The sequence below is a fragment of the [Scytonema hofmanni] UTEX 2349 genome (assembly GCF_000582685.1).
Lineage (GTDB): Bacteria > Cyanobacteriota > Cyanobacteriia > Cyanobacteriales > Nostocaceae > Hassallia > Hassallia hofmanni.
In genome coordinates, this window is sequence record NZ_KK073768.1 from 2,518,351 (window position 1) to 2,533,029 (window position 14,679).

The following is a 14,679-nucleotide window of genomic DNA, read 5'->3' on the forward strand; positions in this document are numbered from 1 at the left end:
AATCTGATGATCGGAATTGTTAACTTCTTCAACAATGCTTTTAGTGGAAAGAACGCGAAATCCTTGTTCGTCAACATCAAGCTCTACTTCAAAATTATTAAAGTACTCTTCATCAAATTGTCTTCGCTCTAAATTTTGGGCACGTCGATAACGTTCGTAACCTTTTAGCAGCGCTTCTCTAATAGCTGATTGAACTGCCAGACGCGGTAAATTTCGTTCGCGACTGATATTTTCAATTAAATCTTTTAATCCCGTTAATTTAACTGTAGACATAGATTTATCTCCTTTAATTATTATGCAGACACCCAGCAGAAGTTAGGAATTGTAGAGACGCGAAATTTCGCGTCTCTACAGCAGTTTTGAGTTATTTGAAAACTCAAAACTCATAACCTAACTCTTAACTCCTACTTCCTTCTGCTAATTGTTATCTGCTCTCATTCAACTGCACCCTACTTATGAGAGTGCGAGGAATTTCAATTACACGACCTTTTTGGTTTAAGTAAACTGATATTTCATCTCGGCGAATCAACTGACCAATCCACTCTTGCTGTCCGTCGTAGGGTTGGGAAGTAAAGACAATTACAGGAAATCCTTTAAAGGATAGGTATTCCTTGTCGGTTGTCAGTTGCCGCGAAATACCAGGACTTGACACCTCTAAAACGTAAGCATCTGGAATGATATCCGATCCATCTAAGGCGGCTTCTAAAGCACGGCTCATCCGCTCACAATCATTCAATCCAGTCTCCTGTTGGGGATTGCGGATATCTACCCGCAACACTGCTGGACGTTGGTTAGTATGAAAAACTACCCCAACGACTTCTAATTCCAGTTCTTCTGCTACTGGTGTCGCCAAATCAATAATTTGTGGGACTAAGGGATGAGTCATGCAATATTTCAATAAAAAAAGTGGGCATTGACCCACTTCCTGCGATAAGGATATCTTCCAAGAAGTATTGTGCCGAACCAAAGATGGATCGACCTAAATTGAGTTTAGCGCATTTCTTTTGGGGGGAGAGGTGAGAAATTAATAATGGGCATTGGGCAATGGGCATGGGGCATGGGGCATGGGGCATTGGGCATGGGGCATTGGGCATGGGACATGGGGCATGGGGCATGGAAAGAGTTCTATTTAGATATAAAACGCGTATCAAAAATCGAGATATTTAATTCCCATTGCCCATTGCCCATTGCCCATTACCCAATGCCCATTGCCCAATTCCTTATCGATATAACCAAACTCTTAGTAGTGATAGCAACTGCTCGGTATCAACGGGTTTGGTGATGTAGTCTGAAGCGCCGGCGGAAATGCATTTTTCGCGATCGCCTTTCATGGCTTTTGCAGTTAAGGCGATGATTGGTATATTTTGAAATTGCTCAATAGCACGAATCGCTTGCATTGTTTCGTAACCGTCCATTCCTGGCATCATCACATCCATCAGCACAATATTTATATCGGGGTGATTTTGCAATATATTGATGCCGTCTCTGCCATTTTCAGCGTAAAGTATTTGCATTTGATAACGTTCCAGCAAACTGGTCAGAGCAAAAATATTCCGCACGTCATCATCAACTATAATGACTTTTTTATTTGCCAAGACTGGATCTTGATGCCGTACTTGTTCTAACATCATTTGTTGATTTAAGGGCAGATTCGCTTGCACGCGATGCAAAAATAAAGCGGTTTCGTCTAAAAGACGTTCAGGCGATCGCACATCTTTGACGATGATGGTATTAGAAATTCGTTGCAGTTCAGTTTCTTCATGGGGTGTCAAATCTTTGCCAGTGTAGATAACGATGGGCAAATGATTTAAACTTGGTTCTTCTTTAATCTGCTCGATCAATTCAATTCCGCTCATATCCGGTAGTCCCAAATCCAGCACTACGCAGTCAAAATGACCAGATTTTAATGCTGCGAGTGCTGCTGCACCTGTAGCTACACCTGTGCTAGCGACATCACTATTACCAATCAATTCGGCTATACTATTGCGTTGCATGTCGTCATCTTCGACAATTAGCAAGTTCTTAACCGGACGCTCGACAAATTGCTTAATGTCGCTTAAGGCTTTGGAGAGTGCTTCACTGCTAACGGGTTTTTGTAAAAAGGCGATCGCCCCTTGTTCTAAACTTCGAGATTGTCCTTCATCAGATGTCATGATGTGGACGGGAATATGTCGAGTACTGGGATCGTGTTTCAAGCGATCGAGTATTGTCCAGCCATCCATCACTGGCAGGTGAATATCCAGCATAATCGCCGCTGGGTGCAACTCTCGCGCCATTGTCAAACCCACATCACCACGGGATGCGATTACTCCTTTAAAACCCTGCTCCCGCGCCATATCCAGCAGAATCCGGGCGAAATTTAAGTCATCTTCAATAATCAAAAGAGTGCGATCGCTACTTTGAATATTTTGCCGATCATCTGCGTTAGCGTTCGCGGAGCGTTCCGTAGGAAAGCTGTCCGTTGGCAGAGCCTCTCGTAGAGAAGGAATCGCTTGTTCGGGGGATGGGGGGGGAGTGGAGGAGGGGGGGAGTGGGAGAGAGGGGGAAGATAAGGGAGAAATTTTTCTTTGTCCTCCTTGTCCTCCTTGTCCTCCTTGTCCTCCTTGTCCCCCACTCCCCCATTCTCCCTGTCTCCTTGTCACCTCTACAGAGGGATAATAAGTTTGCGGTAAATAAAGAATGAAGGTGCTACCATTACCGAGTTCGCTGATTAAGCGAATTTCACCACCGAGTAAGCGAGCGATTTCTCGGCTAATTGACAAGCCTAAACCTGTGCCGCCATACTTGCGATTAGTTTTGCCATCTGCTTGCTGGAAGGCTTCAAAAATGACTTGCTGTTTATCGGGTGCGATACCGATACCAGTGTCGGAAACTGCAAAGGCGATCGCTCTTCCAGCGCGGTTGAGAAGTTCGGCATCGGCGCTCCAACCTTGGCTGGCTACTGATACACTTAAACTTACATGACCTTGTTCTGTAAATTTGAAGGCGTTTGACAGCAAGTTTTTCAGAACTTGTTGCAGTCGCTTGGTGTCTGTGTAGATAGCGCGGGGTAGGCGATCGTCAAAGTTCAGGTGAAAATCTAAGTTTTTATCTTGGGCAATTGAGTGGAAAGTGCCTTGTATATGGCTTTGTAAGTCACTAAATAAAGTTTCTTCGATTTCCACCGACATTGTACCTGACTCGATTTTTGCCAAATCAAGGATGTCATTAATTAATCCCAGCAAATCGTTACCAGCAGAGTAAATCGTGTAGCTATATTCAACTTGCTTTTGGGTTAAGTTGCGTTCGGTATTGTCTGCCAGCAGTCGGGCGAGAATAAGTAAACTATTTAAAGGTGTCCGCAATTCGTGGGACATATTCGCCAAAAACTGCGACTTATATTTAGATGTCATCGATAGTTGTTCGGCTTTTTCTTCTATGGCTTGACGCGCTTGCTCGATTTCGCGATTTTTCCGTTCTACTTCTCGATTTTGCATCGCCAAAAGTTCAGCTTTTTCTTCTAACTCTTCGTTAGTTTGCTGCAATTGTTCTTGCTGACGTTTTAACAAGTCTTCCGAAGCTTTGAGAGATTGTGCTTGTTGTTCTAATCGTTTGTTGGTGTCGGTAAGTTCTTTTTGCTGACTTTGCAGTTCTTCGGTGAGAGATTGCGACTGTTTGAGTAATTCTTCCGTCCGCATACTGGCAGCAATAGTGTTCAAGACGATCGCAATACTTTCTGTAAGTTGGTCTAAGAAAGTCAGGTGAATTTCACTAAAGCGGTGCATTGATGCCAGTTCAATGACGGCGGTAACTTGTCCTTCAAACAATACAGGCAAGACAACCACATTCATCGGCGAAGCTTCGCCTAAGCCAGAACTAATTGTAATATATTCTTGCGGCACATGAGTCAGCAAAATTCGCTCTTTTTCTAAAGCGCATTGTCCTACCAAACCTTCGCCCAAGTGAAAACGATTTGATAAGTTTTTCCGTTCGCGGTAAGCGTAGCTGCTGAGGAGTTTCAGGAAGCAGGGGTGATTGTCAGCGACTTCCATCATGAAGAAGACACCATGTTGAGCCGACACCAAGGGCGCTAATTCTGACAAAATCAATTTGGTGACTGTTTCTAAATCCCGTTGTCCTTGCAACATGCGGGTAAATCTTGCCAAGTTGGTTTTCAGCCAATCTTGTTCGGTGTTTTTCTGGGTTGTCTCGCGCAAATTGGCGATCATTTGGTTGATGTTGTCTTTGAGGATTGCCACTTCTCCTTGCGCTTCCACGGCAATCGATCGCGTTAAATCACCTTTGGTTACACCGATCGCTACTTCAGCAATTGCCCGTACTTGAGTTGTCAAATTCGCTGCTAGTTCGTTGACATTATCTGTTAAATCACGCCACAATCCTGATGCACCAGGAACCTTTGCCTGTCCGCCTAATTTACCTTCACTTCCCACTTCTCGCGCTACTGTTGTTACTTGATCGGCGAAGGTTGCCAAGGTATCAATCATTTCGTTGATTGTATCAGCTAAGGTTTCGATTTCTCCTTGGGCATCTAACATCAGCTTGCGTTTTAAGTCCCCGTTAGCCACTGCCGTGACGACTTTGGCGATACCTCGTACTTGTGCCGTTAAGTTGCCTGCCATCGAGTTGACATTATCCGTCAAATCTTTCCAAATGCCGGCTACACCAGTAACTTGAGCTTGCCCACCTAATTTTCCTTCGGTGCCGACTTCCCGCGCCACCCTAGTTACTTCTGATGCAAAGGAACTCAGTTGATCTACCATTGTGTTGATGGTGTTTTTCAACTCTAAAATTTCGCCTTTCACATCGACGGTGATTTTTTTGGATAAATTACCATTAGCGATCGCTCCCGCAACTTCGGCTATATTCCGCACTTGCCCTGTGAGGTTGCCTGCCATTAAGTTGACATTATCCGTCAAATCTTTCCAAATTCCCGCAACACCACGCACATATGCTTGGACACCCAACTTACCTTCGGTTCCCACTTCCCTAACAACCCGCGTTACTTCCGACGCAAAGGAGTTAAGTTGATCCACCATTGTATTAATGGTGTTTTTCAACTCTAAAATTTCCCCTTTCACATCCACGGTGATTTTCTTCGACAAGTCCCCATTTGCCACTGCGGTTGTCACTTCGGCAATATTCCGGACTTGTGCCGTTAAACTACCAGCCATGAAGTTTACACTGTCAGTTAAGTCTTTCCACGTACCCGCGACACCGCGCACTTCAGCTTGTACGCCTAACTTCCCTTCCGAACCAACTTCTCGCGCTACCCGCGTTACTTCACTAGAAAAGGAGTTGAGTTGATCTACCATCGTGTTGACGGTATTTTTCAACTCTAAAATTTCCCCTTTCACATCCACGGTGATTTTCTTGGATAAGTCACCATTTGCTACTGCCGTTGTGACTTCGGCGATGTTTCGCACTTGGGAAGTTAAACTACCCGCCATGAAGTTTACACTATCAGTTAAGTCTTTCCACGTACCCGCCACACCGGGGACTTGTGCTTGTCCGCCGAGTTTTCCTTCAGAACCGACTTCCCGCGCTACCCGCGTTACTTCCGACGCAAAGGAGTTGAGTTGAATCACCATTATATTGATGGTGTTTTTTAACTCCAAAATTTCCCCTTTGACATCGACGGTGATATTTTTGGAAAGATCCCCTTTAGCGATCGCTGTGGCAACCTCCGCAATATTACGTACCTGACCTGTCAAATTCCCTGCCATCAAGTTGACATTATCCGTCAAATCTTTCCAAGTTCCTGCCACACCAGCAACTTGTGCTTGTGCGCCCAATTTCCCTTCAGTTCCCACTTCCCGCGCTACCCGCGTTACTTCCGAGGCAAAGGAATTAAGCTGATCCACCATTGTATTAATGGTGTTTTTCAACTCCAAAATTTCGCCTTTGACATCAACGGTAATTTTCTTCGATAAGTCACCGTTTGCCACCGCTGTTGTCACTTCTGCAATATTACGTACTTGGGCAGTTAAACTTCCTGCCATAAAGTTAACCGACTCAGTTAAGTCTTTCCACGTACCCGCCACACCTCTAACTTCTGCTTGTCCGCCGAGTTTTCCTTCTGCACCCACCTCCCTTGCTACCCGCGTTACTTCCGACGCGAAGGAGTTGAGTTGATCCACCATCGTGTTGACGGTGTTTTTCAAGTCTAAAATTTCGCCTTTAACGTTGACGGTGATTTTCTTTGACAAGTCACCATTTGCTACCGCCGTTGTTACTTCGGCAATATTACGTACCTGCGCGGTCAAATTCCCTGCCATCGAGTTTACACTATCAGTCAGGTCTTTCCAAGTTCCTGCCACACCGCGCACATCAGCTTGTACTCCCAATTTACCTTCGGTTCCCACTTCTCGCGCTACCCGCGTTACTTCTGACGCGAAGGAATTAAGTTGATCTACCATCGTGTTGATGGTGTTTTTCAAGTCTAAAATTTCGCCTTTGACATTGACGGTGATTTTCTTCGACAAATCACCGTTAGCAACTGCCGTTGTCACTTCCGCAATATTCCGCACTTGATCGGTCAAGTTCCCTGCCATCAAGTTTACACTGTCAGTTAAGTCTTTCCACGTACCCGCTACTTCTGGGACTTGTGCTTGTACACCTAATTTTCCTTCAGTTCCCACCTCCCTTGCTACCCGCGTTACCTCGGAAGCGAAGGAGTTGAGTTGATCTACCATTTTATTGACAATGTGTGCCGTTTGCAGAAACTCGCCTTGCAAAGGTCTACCTTGAGTTTCTGTGGCGATCGCTTGGGATAAATCTCCATTTGCCACTGCCCGAATTACCCGCGCTGTCTCTGCTGTCGGTTGCACCAAGTCTGTAACTAAGGTGTTAATTGACTCAACCGCTGCTTTCCAAGAACCTTTAGCATTTCCCAGCGTTGCCCGCTCGTTAATTTTACCTTCTTTACCGACAACATTACTCACACGTTCTAACTCAGCCGCCATCCGCTCATTCATATCAATGATATCGTTGAGGGTATCAGCGATTTTTCCTCCTATACCAGTGTGATCTAGCGGCATCCGTGCAGAAAAATTTCCTTTTTTTACTTCTGCTAAAGTTCTTAAAAGTTGCTTGAGGTCAAGATTATCTGTATCGTTTGCTACTTGTGCAGTTGTCATCGCTTTATTTTTAATAAATATTTTTTGTTAGCTTTTGCGCTAATCAGTTTCATTGGTTAGATGGCAAGTAAATACAACCCTGATGCCATACTAATGGTTAATATCAAAAGTAATATATTCAGCATTATGCAATCTAGAAGGCAATATCCGCTTCTACCTGAGGTACAGGCAAATTTATAATTAATCTATCCTAAGGTAGATAATTCAATATGCATAGTATGCAGATGTTTTAATTTGAGTTCTGGCGTTATGCTTTCTTGATAATTTGCTTTGAGATTTAGCCCAGAAATCTAATTTTAATTAGAGCAAGTTACAAAGCTGTTTTTCGCCTACTGTAATAAATATAAATCATAAATCCTCTGCTCCCCTTCCCATCCACTGGAGGAATAACCTTGGAAGACCAACCCCAGGAAGAAAACTTGAAAGGTCTGAAAGCTCATTTAAACAATTTAGTCGAAGCTGTAGTCAAAGCTGTGGTGATGGCAAATCAGACACAAGAACTTGATGATGTGCTGATCATTCGAGACGAGTTGCATCGTTTGCCGGACTACTTGATGTGTGAGGTGATTAACGATGTTATCTTAAATTTGGTAAAAATAGATGCTGAATTGTGTCGCTGGTTTATTATAGATATTTTTCTGCGTGATGCCCAAGCTGAAGGCAAAGCGGATGTTGCCGAGAGAATTAACTTGCTAATTGCTGATTTGCAAAGGCGTTAGCTGAAGAATCTTTCATGGCTAAAATCGTGCTTACGTGGTTGAGCAATAGATCAAAGTCAATTGGCTTACAGATAAATCCTTCTACTGCCACATCGAATTGCTCAGATGTATCTAGTTGTTCGCAGCCTGTAATCAGTATAATTGGTATAAAAGGCAAACTACTGTTTTGCCGAATGCGTCGAACCACTTCATAACCATGCATTCCTGGCATCATCACATCCAACAGCAGCAAAGCCGGAGGTTCTGCTGAAATCATGGTAAGAGCATCCTGTCCATTATCAGCAACTTCTACTTGATATCCTTCTGCCACCAAAACTGTCTGAATCAAGAATAAGTTGTCAGTTGTATCATCCACAACTAAAATACGTTTAATTTCTGAATCAGATGGCAGATTTAAATTTTTCATTAGATTGAGAATTAACTAATCACATAGTTCCAGTGTGTTAGCTGCGACTATTTAAATACTTCTCCCTAAGGGGGGATTTATAGGACAGGATTGGGAGCAAAATATTTTTGTCAACTTGAGCGAAACGTCTGGTAACAGGAAAACAAAAGTATCTTGTGAGATTCTTCACTACTTGCTGCAAACGCTTAGAGTCAGCGGAAACCCAGAATTTGCGACTTTTTTGTGTATTAGCAAGAAAGAAAGGTCTTGGATTTTAAGTGCGGAGTGCAGAGTGCGGAGTCTGGGGTGTAGCATTGCTTAAGGTATCATACAAAGCAAATCCGCTAGGCTTTAATAGTACAAAATTAGCGTTTTGTTTGATTAAATCCCCAGTACAAACAACAGCTAACCGTTCGGTGTAAGCCATCCGTGCTAACTGATACTCTTCTGAATTCACAAGTGTGTGAATTTCCTGGGGCTTGGCTACAACAAATCCCATAATAATTACATTAAAAGTATGGCTAGATTCTGCAAGTCGAATTACCATACCTGGAATTTCTACTTTTGGAATAAATGTAACCAAATCACTCAGGATATCAAGTTGAGAACGCCCTTCAGCTTTTTCCAACGTTTCTAAAATCTCAGCCATCCGCAGCGCAAAAGACCGAGTTTGGCGGTGAAGCGGTAAAGTAATATCAAATTCAGAACCGGAACTAGCAGTCAAAACCCAAACCGACTCTTGATTATTCGCGTTATCCCCTAGATTTTCCTGCTGCCATCCCCGTGCGATTAGGTAATTTATTAATTGCTGAGGGTCTAGATTAGAGAGAATGTTAGGGTCGCGCACGCTGACTATCATATCGCTTCTCCTGCTGCAATTCTTTGCATAAGAGTTTTTAACGCATCAACGCTGAAAACGTTTTGACGTGGTAAATAAACAGTAACATTGGTTTGATTAGTGCTTGATGCTTGACCTCGCAGGGATACCCAATAAGCACAGCGTTTTAAACAAAGTTCAGTTTCCGTTTGCTGCAACCAATGTTCCACTTTTTCAGGTACTAAAACTACAACTAGCAATAGGGGGTCATCATCAAGATTGGTGTTCCTTAATTCATTATAATTTTTAATTTCCAAGGGATATCTAATACCTTCATTATCAAGCAGGTCTTGGGAAGTGCATTTTAGCTGTAAATCAAGCCTTGTTCTTCGTCGAGAACCTGGTGAGACAAGTCCGGTAATTGTGACATCAACCCCAACCAAATCTAACGGTCTGGGTGCGATTTGAAATGAATACCCTGCAACAGATGCCACTGCGCTGATGTAAGCATAACTAAATTCCTCTTTCTGAGTCGTGATGAACATTATTAATGAAACAAGTTACTATTTTTAAGTAGTAAATTTTTCAAAATATAAATAATATTGTGATTACTTATTTCTATGTTTTACTCTTTACTTTCAATAATAATCATTCGTATTTATAGTGATAATATTATAGTTTTAGCCCACGTAGGTGGGCTTTGTTCGTATAGCCCCAGACTTCCAGTCTGAGGGCTATTAATTAACCTTGCGTTACTGGCTCTTTCGCCAAAAACTTCTCCAACTCCGTCAACGCATCCGCATCAACTTTAGTTTGCATTGGACAGAACTTAGGACCGCACATCGAGCAAAACTCAGCAGTTTTGTAAATATCTGCTGGTAAAGTTTCGTCGTGATATTCCTTAGCTCTTTCCGGGTCGAGCGATAATTCAAACTGACGATTCCAGTCGAAATTATAACGCGCTTGAGAAAGCTCATCGTCTCTGTCTCTCGCACCTGGGCGATGTCTCGCAATATCCGCTGCATGAGCCGCAATCTTGTAAGCAATCAACCCGTTACGTACATCTTCCGCATCAGGAAGTCCTAAATGTTCCTTCGGTGTGACGTAACAAAGCATCGCCGTACCATACCAACCAGCCATCGCAGCACCGATCGCTGAAGTAATATGGTCATAACCCGGAGCAATATCTGTCACCAATGGACCCAGCACGTAGAAAGGTGCTTCCGAACACTCTTCCATCTGCTTTTTAACGTTGAATTCAATTTGATCCATCGGCACATGTCCGGGACCTTCTACCATCACCTGTACATTATCTTCCCAGGCTTTGCGGGTCAATTGTCCCAAAGTTTTCAATTCGGCTAATTGTGCTTCATCTGAGGCATCATGGGTACAGCCAGGACGCAAAGAATCACCCAAACTAAAAGAGACATCGTATCTTTTGAAAATCTCAATGATGTCACGGTAGTGAGTATAAAGCGGGTTTTGTTTATGGTGATGTAGCATCCACCGCGCCAAAATACCACCACCGCGAGAGACAATGCCTGTAATGCGATTTCTTACCAAAGGCAAATGTTCAATCAAAATTCCCGCGTGGATGGTTTGATAATCTACCCCTTGCTGGGCATGTTTCTCGATTACATGGAGAAAGTCATCGGCGGTGAGTTTCTCAATTGTGCCGTGGACGCTTTCCAAAGCTTGGTATACTGGCACTGTACCGATTGGCACTGGTGAAGCTTTGATGATAGCGGTGCGAATTTCATCTAAGTTACCACCGCCAGTTGATAAATCCATCACGGTATCAGCGCCATACTTCACCGCTAATTTTAGCTTGTCTACTTCTTCTTGAAGATTGGAAGAATTCGGGGAAGCGCCGATATTGGCATTTACCTTACATTTAGAGGCAATACCGATCGCCATCGGCTCTAAATTAGTGTGATTAATGTTCGCGGGAATAATCATCCGTCCCCGCGCTACTTCGTCTCTAATTAGCTCAACGGGGAGATTTTCCCGTCGGGCTACATAATCCATTTCTTCAGTGATAACACCCTGACGTGCGTAGTGAATTTGCGTGACATTATCTTGTCCCTGGCGTTTGGCAACCCATTGAGTCCGCATATTGAATTCCCTTGATAAACAGCTTCCCTCCGCTGGTATTACCCAGACTCAGGTGTTAAGGGTGTGTTCTCAGCCTGAAAAGTGCAGGCACCCCTAGCATGATTGTTGATTGTACCACTTTCGTTGTGGCTAGGAGCAAGGAAGTTAAAAAATTATGAGGTAATACCAATTCTAGCGCCCTCAGGCTGTAAGCCTGGGGCTACACAAACGAAGCCCACCTGCGTGGGCTAAATTAGGTGCATCTTTGTACAACCAACGTCGTCGTATGCGTTGCAGTATTCTATGCGTCTTTTAATTTCTGCTTCTGGTGAACATGCATTAATATTGCTTCATGGATTTCCTCTGGTGTCATTGATGCGGGATAAACCGCAGAGGGAGGTTTTGCCGTCAAACGATCTGCAAGTGCGTAAAAAGCCTCTTGATCGTCTTGGTGTGCAATGACGTAGGCTCTTAATTCTGCCTTGCTCATAGCATCAAAGTTTGGTTTACTCATGGATATTCCCAGTTGCCATCACGACTAATCAGAATTTCTATATCTTCTCCAGCCAAGATGAATATTTTTCCAGTACGTTCATCCAGACGCACCATATAAATTGGTTTGTAGGTATTTGTCAAGAATTGACACAGGTAGACACATTTTAGCCCTTGTGCTGCTGTTGGAAGGATAGCCGCTCCTTTGATATAAAAGCTTATCTATATTTTATAGTAATTTAATGGAGCCAAAGCGATACCATAGTCTGTTATTTTGGCGTAGTTTATAGATAGAGGCATCGTTGAGATTTATGCCTATTGACGTGCAAATATCTTGTGGTTTAGCAAGCTGTAACTCGAACATCAGAAGATAAAGATTGTTGGCAATACTTTCTAATTAGGGCTTGAGCATTTTCTCGTCGGTTTCCTGTAAATAAATTACATACTACTTCTTCCGATTGAGAGTAAAGATGTAATAATCCAAAGTCTTTTACCCGTGAATAAAGTAAGGGAACCTCTGCAAGAGCGAGTAAAGTTCCTTTTTTGCAATCGCGCTCTCTTGCTTCAGGATAATCATGATATGAGGATTGAAAATCCACTACTAAACAAGGTTTATAATCAGAATTAGTAATCAGAGCATCTACACTGGAGCTAAAGAAAAACTTTCTTAGTTCGATATCAAGGTTGCTGTCTAGTTCACAAAATTGGCATAAGCTAACCTGTGTATGAATTTTATACTTTTCATCCACGCAGGTTTGCAAAAACTCTAGCATCCTTTCTTCATAAGGATTGACCAGTCTTTTGACTCTAACAGACATTTTCGTATAGCTTCAGGCTTCTAGCCTGCATGTGTCTTTTAAAAATAATGAATGACGATCGCTATATCATTTTCTACAAACCCTACGGTGTTCTCAGCCAGTTTACCAAAGATAGCCCCACTCACAGTACCCTCAAAGATTACATCCAAGTGGCTGATGTGTACCCTGTGGGGCGTTTAGACTGGGACAGTGAAGGGTTATTATTATTGACAAATAACGGACAATTACAACATCGCCTTTCTCATCCTCAATTTGGACATGAAAGGACTTATTTAGTGCAAGTAGAGCGAATTCCCGATGCAGAGGCTTTGCAGAAATTGCAAACAGGGGTACAAGTTCAAGATTACCGGACTCGACCGACAAAAGTACGATTATTGCCAGAAGAACCGTTATTAAGCGATCGCGATCCACCGATAAGATTTAGAAAGAATGTCCCCACAGCTTGGCTAGAGATGACTTTGACAGAGGGGAAAAATCGTCAAGTCAGAAGAATGACAGCATCTGTAGGATTTCCTACCTTGCGACTGGTGAGGATAGCGATCGCCCACTTAAAATTAGATCATCTACAACCCGGACAATGGCGCGAACTTACCTTAGAAGAAGTCAAATTGTTGCATAACTTGACGAAACCACAGAAAAAAGCATCTATTTTTAAGCCTTAAGCATTGCTTCTAAGGGGGAAGACCTTTCACACAAATTTATTCAAAACCTGTATAATTATATTTTTTTCTTAACGCCTAGTTTACACTTCTCCCTTGCGTGCAAGTTTAAGTCTATGAGCCGCAATCAGCAATCTAGCTGGCATCACACTCCTCAAAAAGATATTTTGTTTCTAACACCTGCACATCTGGAACTTGTGCCTGAAGGAGCTACCGATTTAGAGCTTTGCACAACAGAAACCCTGCGTCGTACCCAAGAAGAACTCCAGTGGTATCGCAACTTGTATGAAAATACACCTTCTGTGTACTTGACATTGGATGCAACAGGGAAAATTTTGTCTGTAAACAAATTTGGTGCAGATAGTCTTGGTTACACCCCGGAACAATTAATCCAAACTTCAATTTTTAACTTGTTTGAGCAATCAGACAAGCAAAGGTTAAGTGATGCATTCAGAGAATTATTAACACCGTCACCTAAAAGCGAAATTACTAATTGGGAGTTTCGCTTAAATGTCAGAAAAATTGCTTGGGTAAAAATCGCAGCGCGGATATTACCACTTGAAGAGGCAAATGCATTGATTCTGATGATTTGCGAGGATATTACTGCTCAAAAACAGACAGAAAACTTGTTAGGAGAAAGCGAACTTGGTAGTTGTATTGACATCACAGAGCGCAAATTAAGAGAAGTTGCTCTTCTGGAAACTCAAGAAGCTACACAAGCGCAATTTGATGAAATTGAAAGCCTCAATCGTCTGAAGGATGAATTTATCAATACAATTTCTCATGAACTACGCACGCCATTAACTAACATGAAAATGGCGATTCAGATGCTGGGAATCTCACTGGAAAAAGAGCAAAACTTTTTGTCGCAAATGAACAAGCCACAAACGGAACGCTCAAAAGCAGCTCGCTACTTTCAAATTTTAGACAACGAGTGCGATCGCGAAATTAATCTAATTAATAATTTCCTGGATTTGCAAAAGCTCAATACCAACACTAAACCCCTCGTATTAGAAACAATTCAAGTACAGCAATGGCTTTGCCGGGTGTTACAGGTATTTCAAGCACGCAATCGCAACAGTTCTCAGCAACAGTTGCAGCTAAATATAGCTGCCAATCTTCCCCCACTCATTTGCGATCCTTTCAGTCTCGAACGTATTTTGATGGAACTGCTCACCAACGCTTGTAAATTCAGCCCACCAGAAGCACAAATTACCCTCAGCGCTCAATTAAAATCAAAAGGAATTCAATTCCAAGTAATTAATACTGGTGTGGAAATTCCCACCACCGAAATACCGCTTATTTTTAACAAATTTTATCGCATTCCCAGCAACGATCCTTGGAAGCAAGGAGGAGCCGGATTAGGATTGACACTAGTACAAAAACTCACTCTTTCCCTTGGAGGCACAATCGAGGTTGAAAGTCAATCAAACCGTACCTGTTTTACCATCCTACTACCAAAGGATCTCTAAAGGATGAGGGAGAGAGGGAGATGGGGAGAGAGGGAGAGAGGGAGAGAGGGAGAGGGGGGGATGGGGAGAGAGGGGGATGGGGAGAGG

General features: G+C 42.9%; 14 protein-coding genes and 1 riboswitch. Of the genes, 3 read left to right on the top strand and 11 right to left on the bottom strand.

All coding sequences use genetic code 11. From position 1 onward, the window contains the following. From TOL9009_RS0116185 to TOL9009_RS0116200, 4 genes are all read right to left on the bottom strand, one after another. Positions 1–273 (bottom strand): NusA N-terminal domain-containing protein (locus TOL9009_RS0116185; protein WP_029633711.1); only part of this gene is annotated, 273 nt, incomplete at its 3' end. A gap of 151 nt (positions 274–424) precedes the next feature. Continuing rightward, the gene (gene rimP / locus TOL9009_RS0116190; protein WP_029633712.1) at positions 425–886 is read right to left on the bottom strand and encodes a ribosome maturation factor RimP; all 462 of its coding nucleotides are present in this window, start codon (positions 884–886) and stop codon (positions 425–427) included. Continuing rightward, entirely contained in the window at positions 855–1,115 is a 261-nt protein-coding gene (locus tag TOL9009_RS45735) for a hypothetical protein (protein ID WP_144238254.1), read from the bottom strand. Before TOL9009_RS45735 ends, rimP begins: the two co-directional genes overlap by 32 nt. A gap of 105 nt (positions 1,116–1,220) precedes the next feature. Beyond that, positions 1,221–7,136: a HAMP domain-containing protein gene (locus TOL9009_RS0116200; RefSeq protein WP_029633713.1), complete on the bottom strand. Its 5,916-nt coding sequence runs from the start codon at positions 7,134–7,136 to the stop codon at positions 1,221–1,223. A 392-nt stretch (positions 7,137–7,528) separates the two neighbouring features. Between TOL9009_RS0116200 and TOL9009_RS0116205 the strand changes: the two genes are divergently transcribed. Then, the gene (locus TOL9009_RS0116205; protein WP_029633714.1) at positions 7,529–7,855 is read left to right on the top strand and encodes a hypothetical protein; all 327 of its coding nucleotides are present in this window, start codon (positions 7,529–7,531) and stop codon (positions 7,853–7,855) included. Here the strand turns inward: TOL9009_RS0116205 and TOL9009_RS0116210 are convergent. The 7 genes from TOL9009_RS0116210 to TOL9009_RS0116240 form a co-directional block, all read right to left on the bottom strand. Beyond that, positions 7,821–8,261: a response regulator gene (locus TOL9009_RS0116210; RefSeq protein ID WP_029633715.1), complete on the bottom strand. Its 441-nt coding sequence runs from the start codon at positions 8,259–8,261 to the stop codon at positions 7,821–7,823. The genes TOL9009_RS0116205 and TOL9009_RS0116210 overlap by 35 nt on opposite strands. A 253-nt stretch (positions 8,262–8,514) precedes the next feature. Beyond that, positions 8,515–9,099, bottom strand: coding sequence for a hypothetical protein (locus TOL9009_RS0116215; protein WP_029633716.1), 585 nt, complete (start codon positions 9,097–9,099; stop codon positions 8,515–8,517). Further along, on the bottom strand, positions 9,096–9,602 hold the full coding sequence (locus TOL9009_RS0116220) for a DUF4365 domain-containing protein (RefSeq protein WP_029633717.1): 507 nt from the start codon (positions 9,600–9,602) through the stop codon (positions 9,096–9,098). The genes TOL9009_RS0116215 and TOL9009_RS0116220 overlap by 4 nt, the downstream gene beginning before the upstream one ends. Before the next feature lie 196 nt (positions 9,603–9,798). After that, complete coding sequence (gene thiC / locus TOL9009_RS0116225) at positions 9,799–11,172, bottom strand: phosphomethylpyrimidine synthase (RefSeq protein WP_029633718.1); 1,374 nt, start codon at positions 11,170–11,172, stop codon at positions 9,799–9,801. A 7-nt stretch (positions 11,173–11,179) separates the two neighbouring features. Next, a riboswitch (TPP riboswitch) is annotated at positions 11,180–11,277 on the bottom strand. A 175-nt stretch (positions 11,278–11,452) separates the two neighbouring features. After that, a complete protein-coding gene (locus TOL9009_RS0116230; protein ID WP_029633719.1) occupies positions 11,453–11,665 on the bottom strand; it encodes a DUF6887 family protein in 213 nt (70 codons plus the stop codon). Continuing rightward, on the bottom strand, positions 11,662–11,865 hold the full coding sequence (locus tag TOL9009_RS50545; RefSeq protein WP_398344927.1) for a DUF6888 family protein: 204 nt from the start codon (positions 11,863–11,865) through the stop codon (positions 11,662–11,664). The genes TOL9009_RS0116230 and TOL9009_RS50545 overlap by 4 nt, the downstream gene beginning before the upstream one ends. A 119-nt stretch (positions 11,866–11,984) precedes the next feature. Then, the gene (locus TOL9009_RS0116240) at positions 11,985–12,461 is read right to left on the bottom strand and encodes a DUF2726 domain-containing protein (RefSeq protein WP_029633720.1); all 477 of its coding nucleotides are present in this window, start codon (positions 12,459–12,461) and stop codon (positions 11,985–11,987) included. A gap of 44 nt (positions 12,462–12,505) precedes the next feature. On the opposite strand from TOL9009_RS0116240, the gene TOL9009_RS0116245 reads away from it, so the two are divergent. Then, a complete protein-coding gene (locus TOL9009_RS0116245) occupies positions 12,506–13,123 on the top strand; it encodes a pseudouridine synthase (protein ID WP_029633721.1) in 618 nt (205 codons plus the stop codon). Positions 13,124–13,236: 113 nt separating this feature from the next. Continuing rightward, positions 13,237–14,592, top strand: a complete 1,356-nt coding sequence (locus TOL9009_RS0116250) for a PAS domain-containing sensor histidine kinase (RefSeq protein ID WP_029633722.1) — start codon at positions 13,237–13,239, stop codon at positions 14,590–14,592. The last annotated feature ends 87 nt before the right edge of the window (positions 14,593–14,679 follow it).

Excerpts from the sequence above, each read along its gene's own strand:
- rimP (WP_029633712.1), bottom strand. The coding sequence starts at position 886 with ATGACTCATCCCTTAGTCCCACAAATTATTGATTTGGCGACACCAGTA.
- TOL9009_RS45735 (WP_144238254.1), bottom strand. The coding sequence starts at position 1,115 with ATGCCCCATGCCCCATGTCCCATGCCCAATGCCCCATGCCCAATGCCC.
- TOL9009_RS0116200 (WP_029633713.1), bottom strand. The coding sequence starts at position 7,136 with ATGACAACTGCACAAGTAGCAAACGATACAGATAATCTTGACCTCAAG.
- TOL9009_RS0116210 (WP_029633715.1), bottom strand. The coding sequence starts at position 8,261 with ATGAAAAATTTAAATCTGCCATCTGATTCAGAAATTAAACGTATTTTA.
- TOL9009_RS0116215 (WP_029633716.1), bottom strand. The coding sequence starts at position 9,099 with ATGATAGTCAGCGTGCGCGACCCTAACATTCTCTCTAATCTAGACCCT.
- TOL9009_RS0116220 (WP_029633717.1), bottom strand. The coding sequence starts at position 9,602 with ATGTTCATCACGACTCAGAAAGAGGAATTTAGTTATGCTTACATCAGC.
- thiC (WP_029633718.1), bottom strand. The coding sequence starts at position 11,172 with ATGCGGACTCAATGGGTTGCCAAACGCCAGGGACAAGATAATGTCACG.
- TOL9009_RS0116230 (WP_029633719.1), bottom strand. The coding sequence starts at position 11,665 with ATGAGTAAACCAAACTTTGATGCTATGAGCAAGGCAGAATTAAGAGCC.
- TOL9009_RS0116240 (WP_029633720.1), bottom strand. The coding sequence starts at position 12,461 with ATGTCTGTTAGAGTCAAAAGACTGGTCAATCCTTATGAAGAAAGGATG.
- TOL9009_RS0116250 (WP_029633722.1), top strand. The coding sequence starts at position 13,237 with ATGAGCCGCAATCAGCAATCTAGCTGGCATCACACTCCTCAAAAAGAT.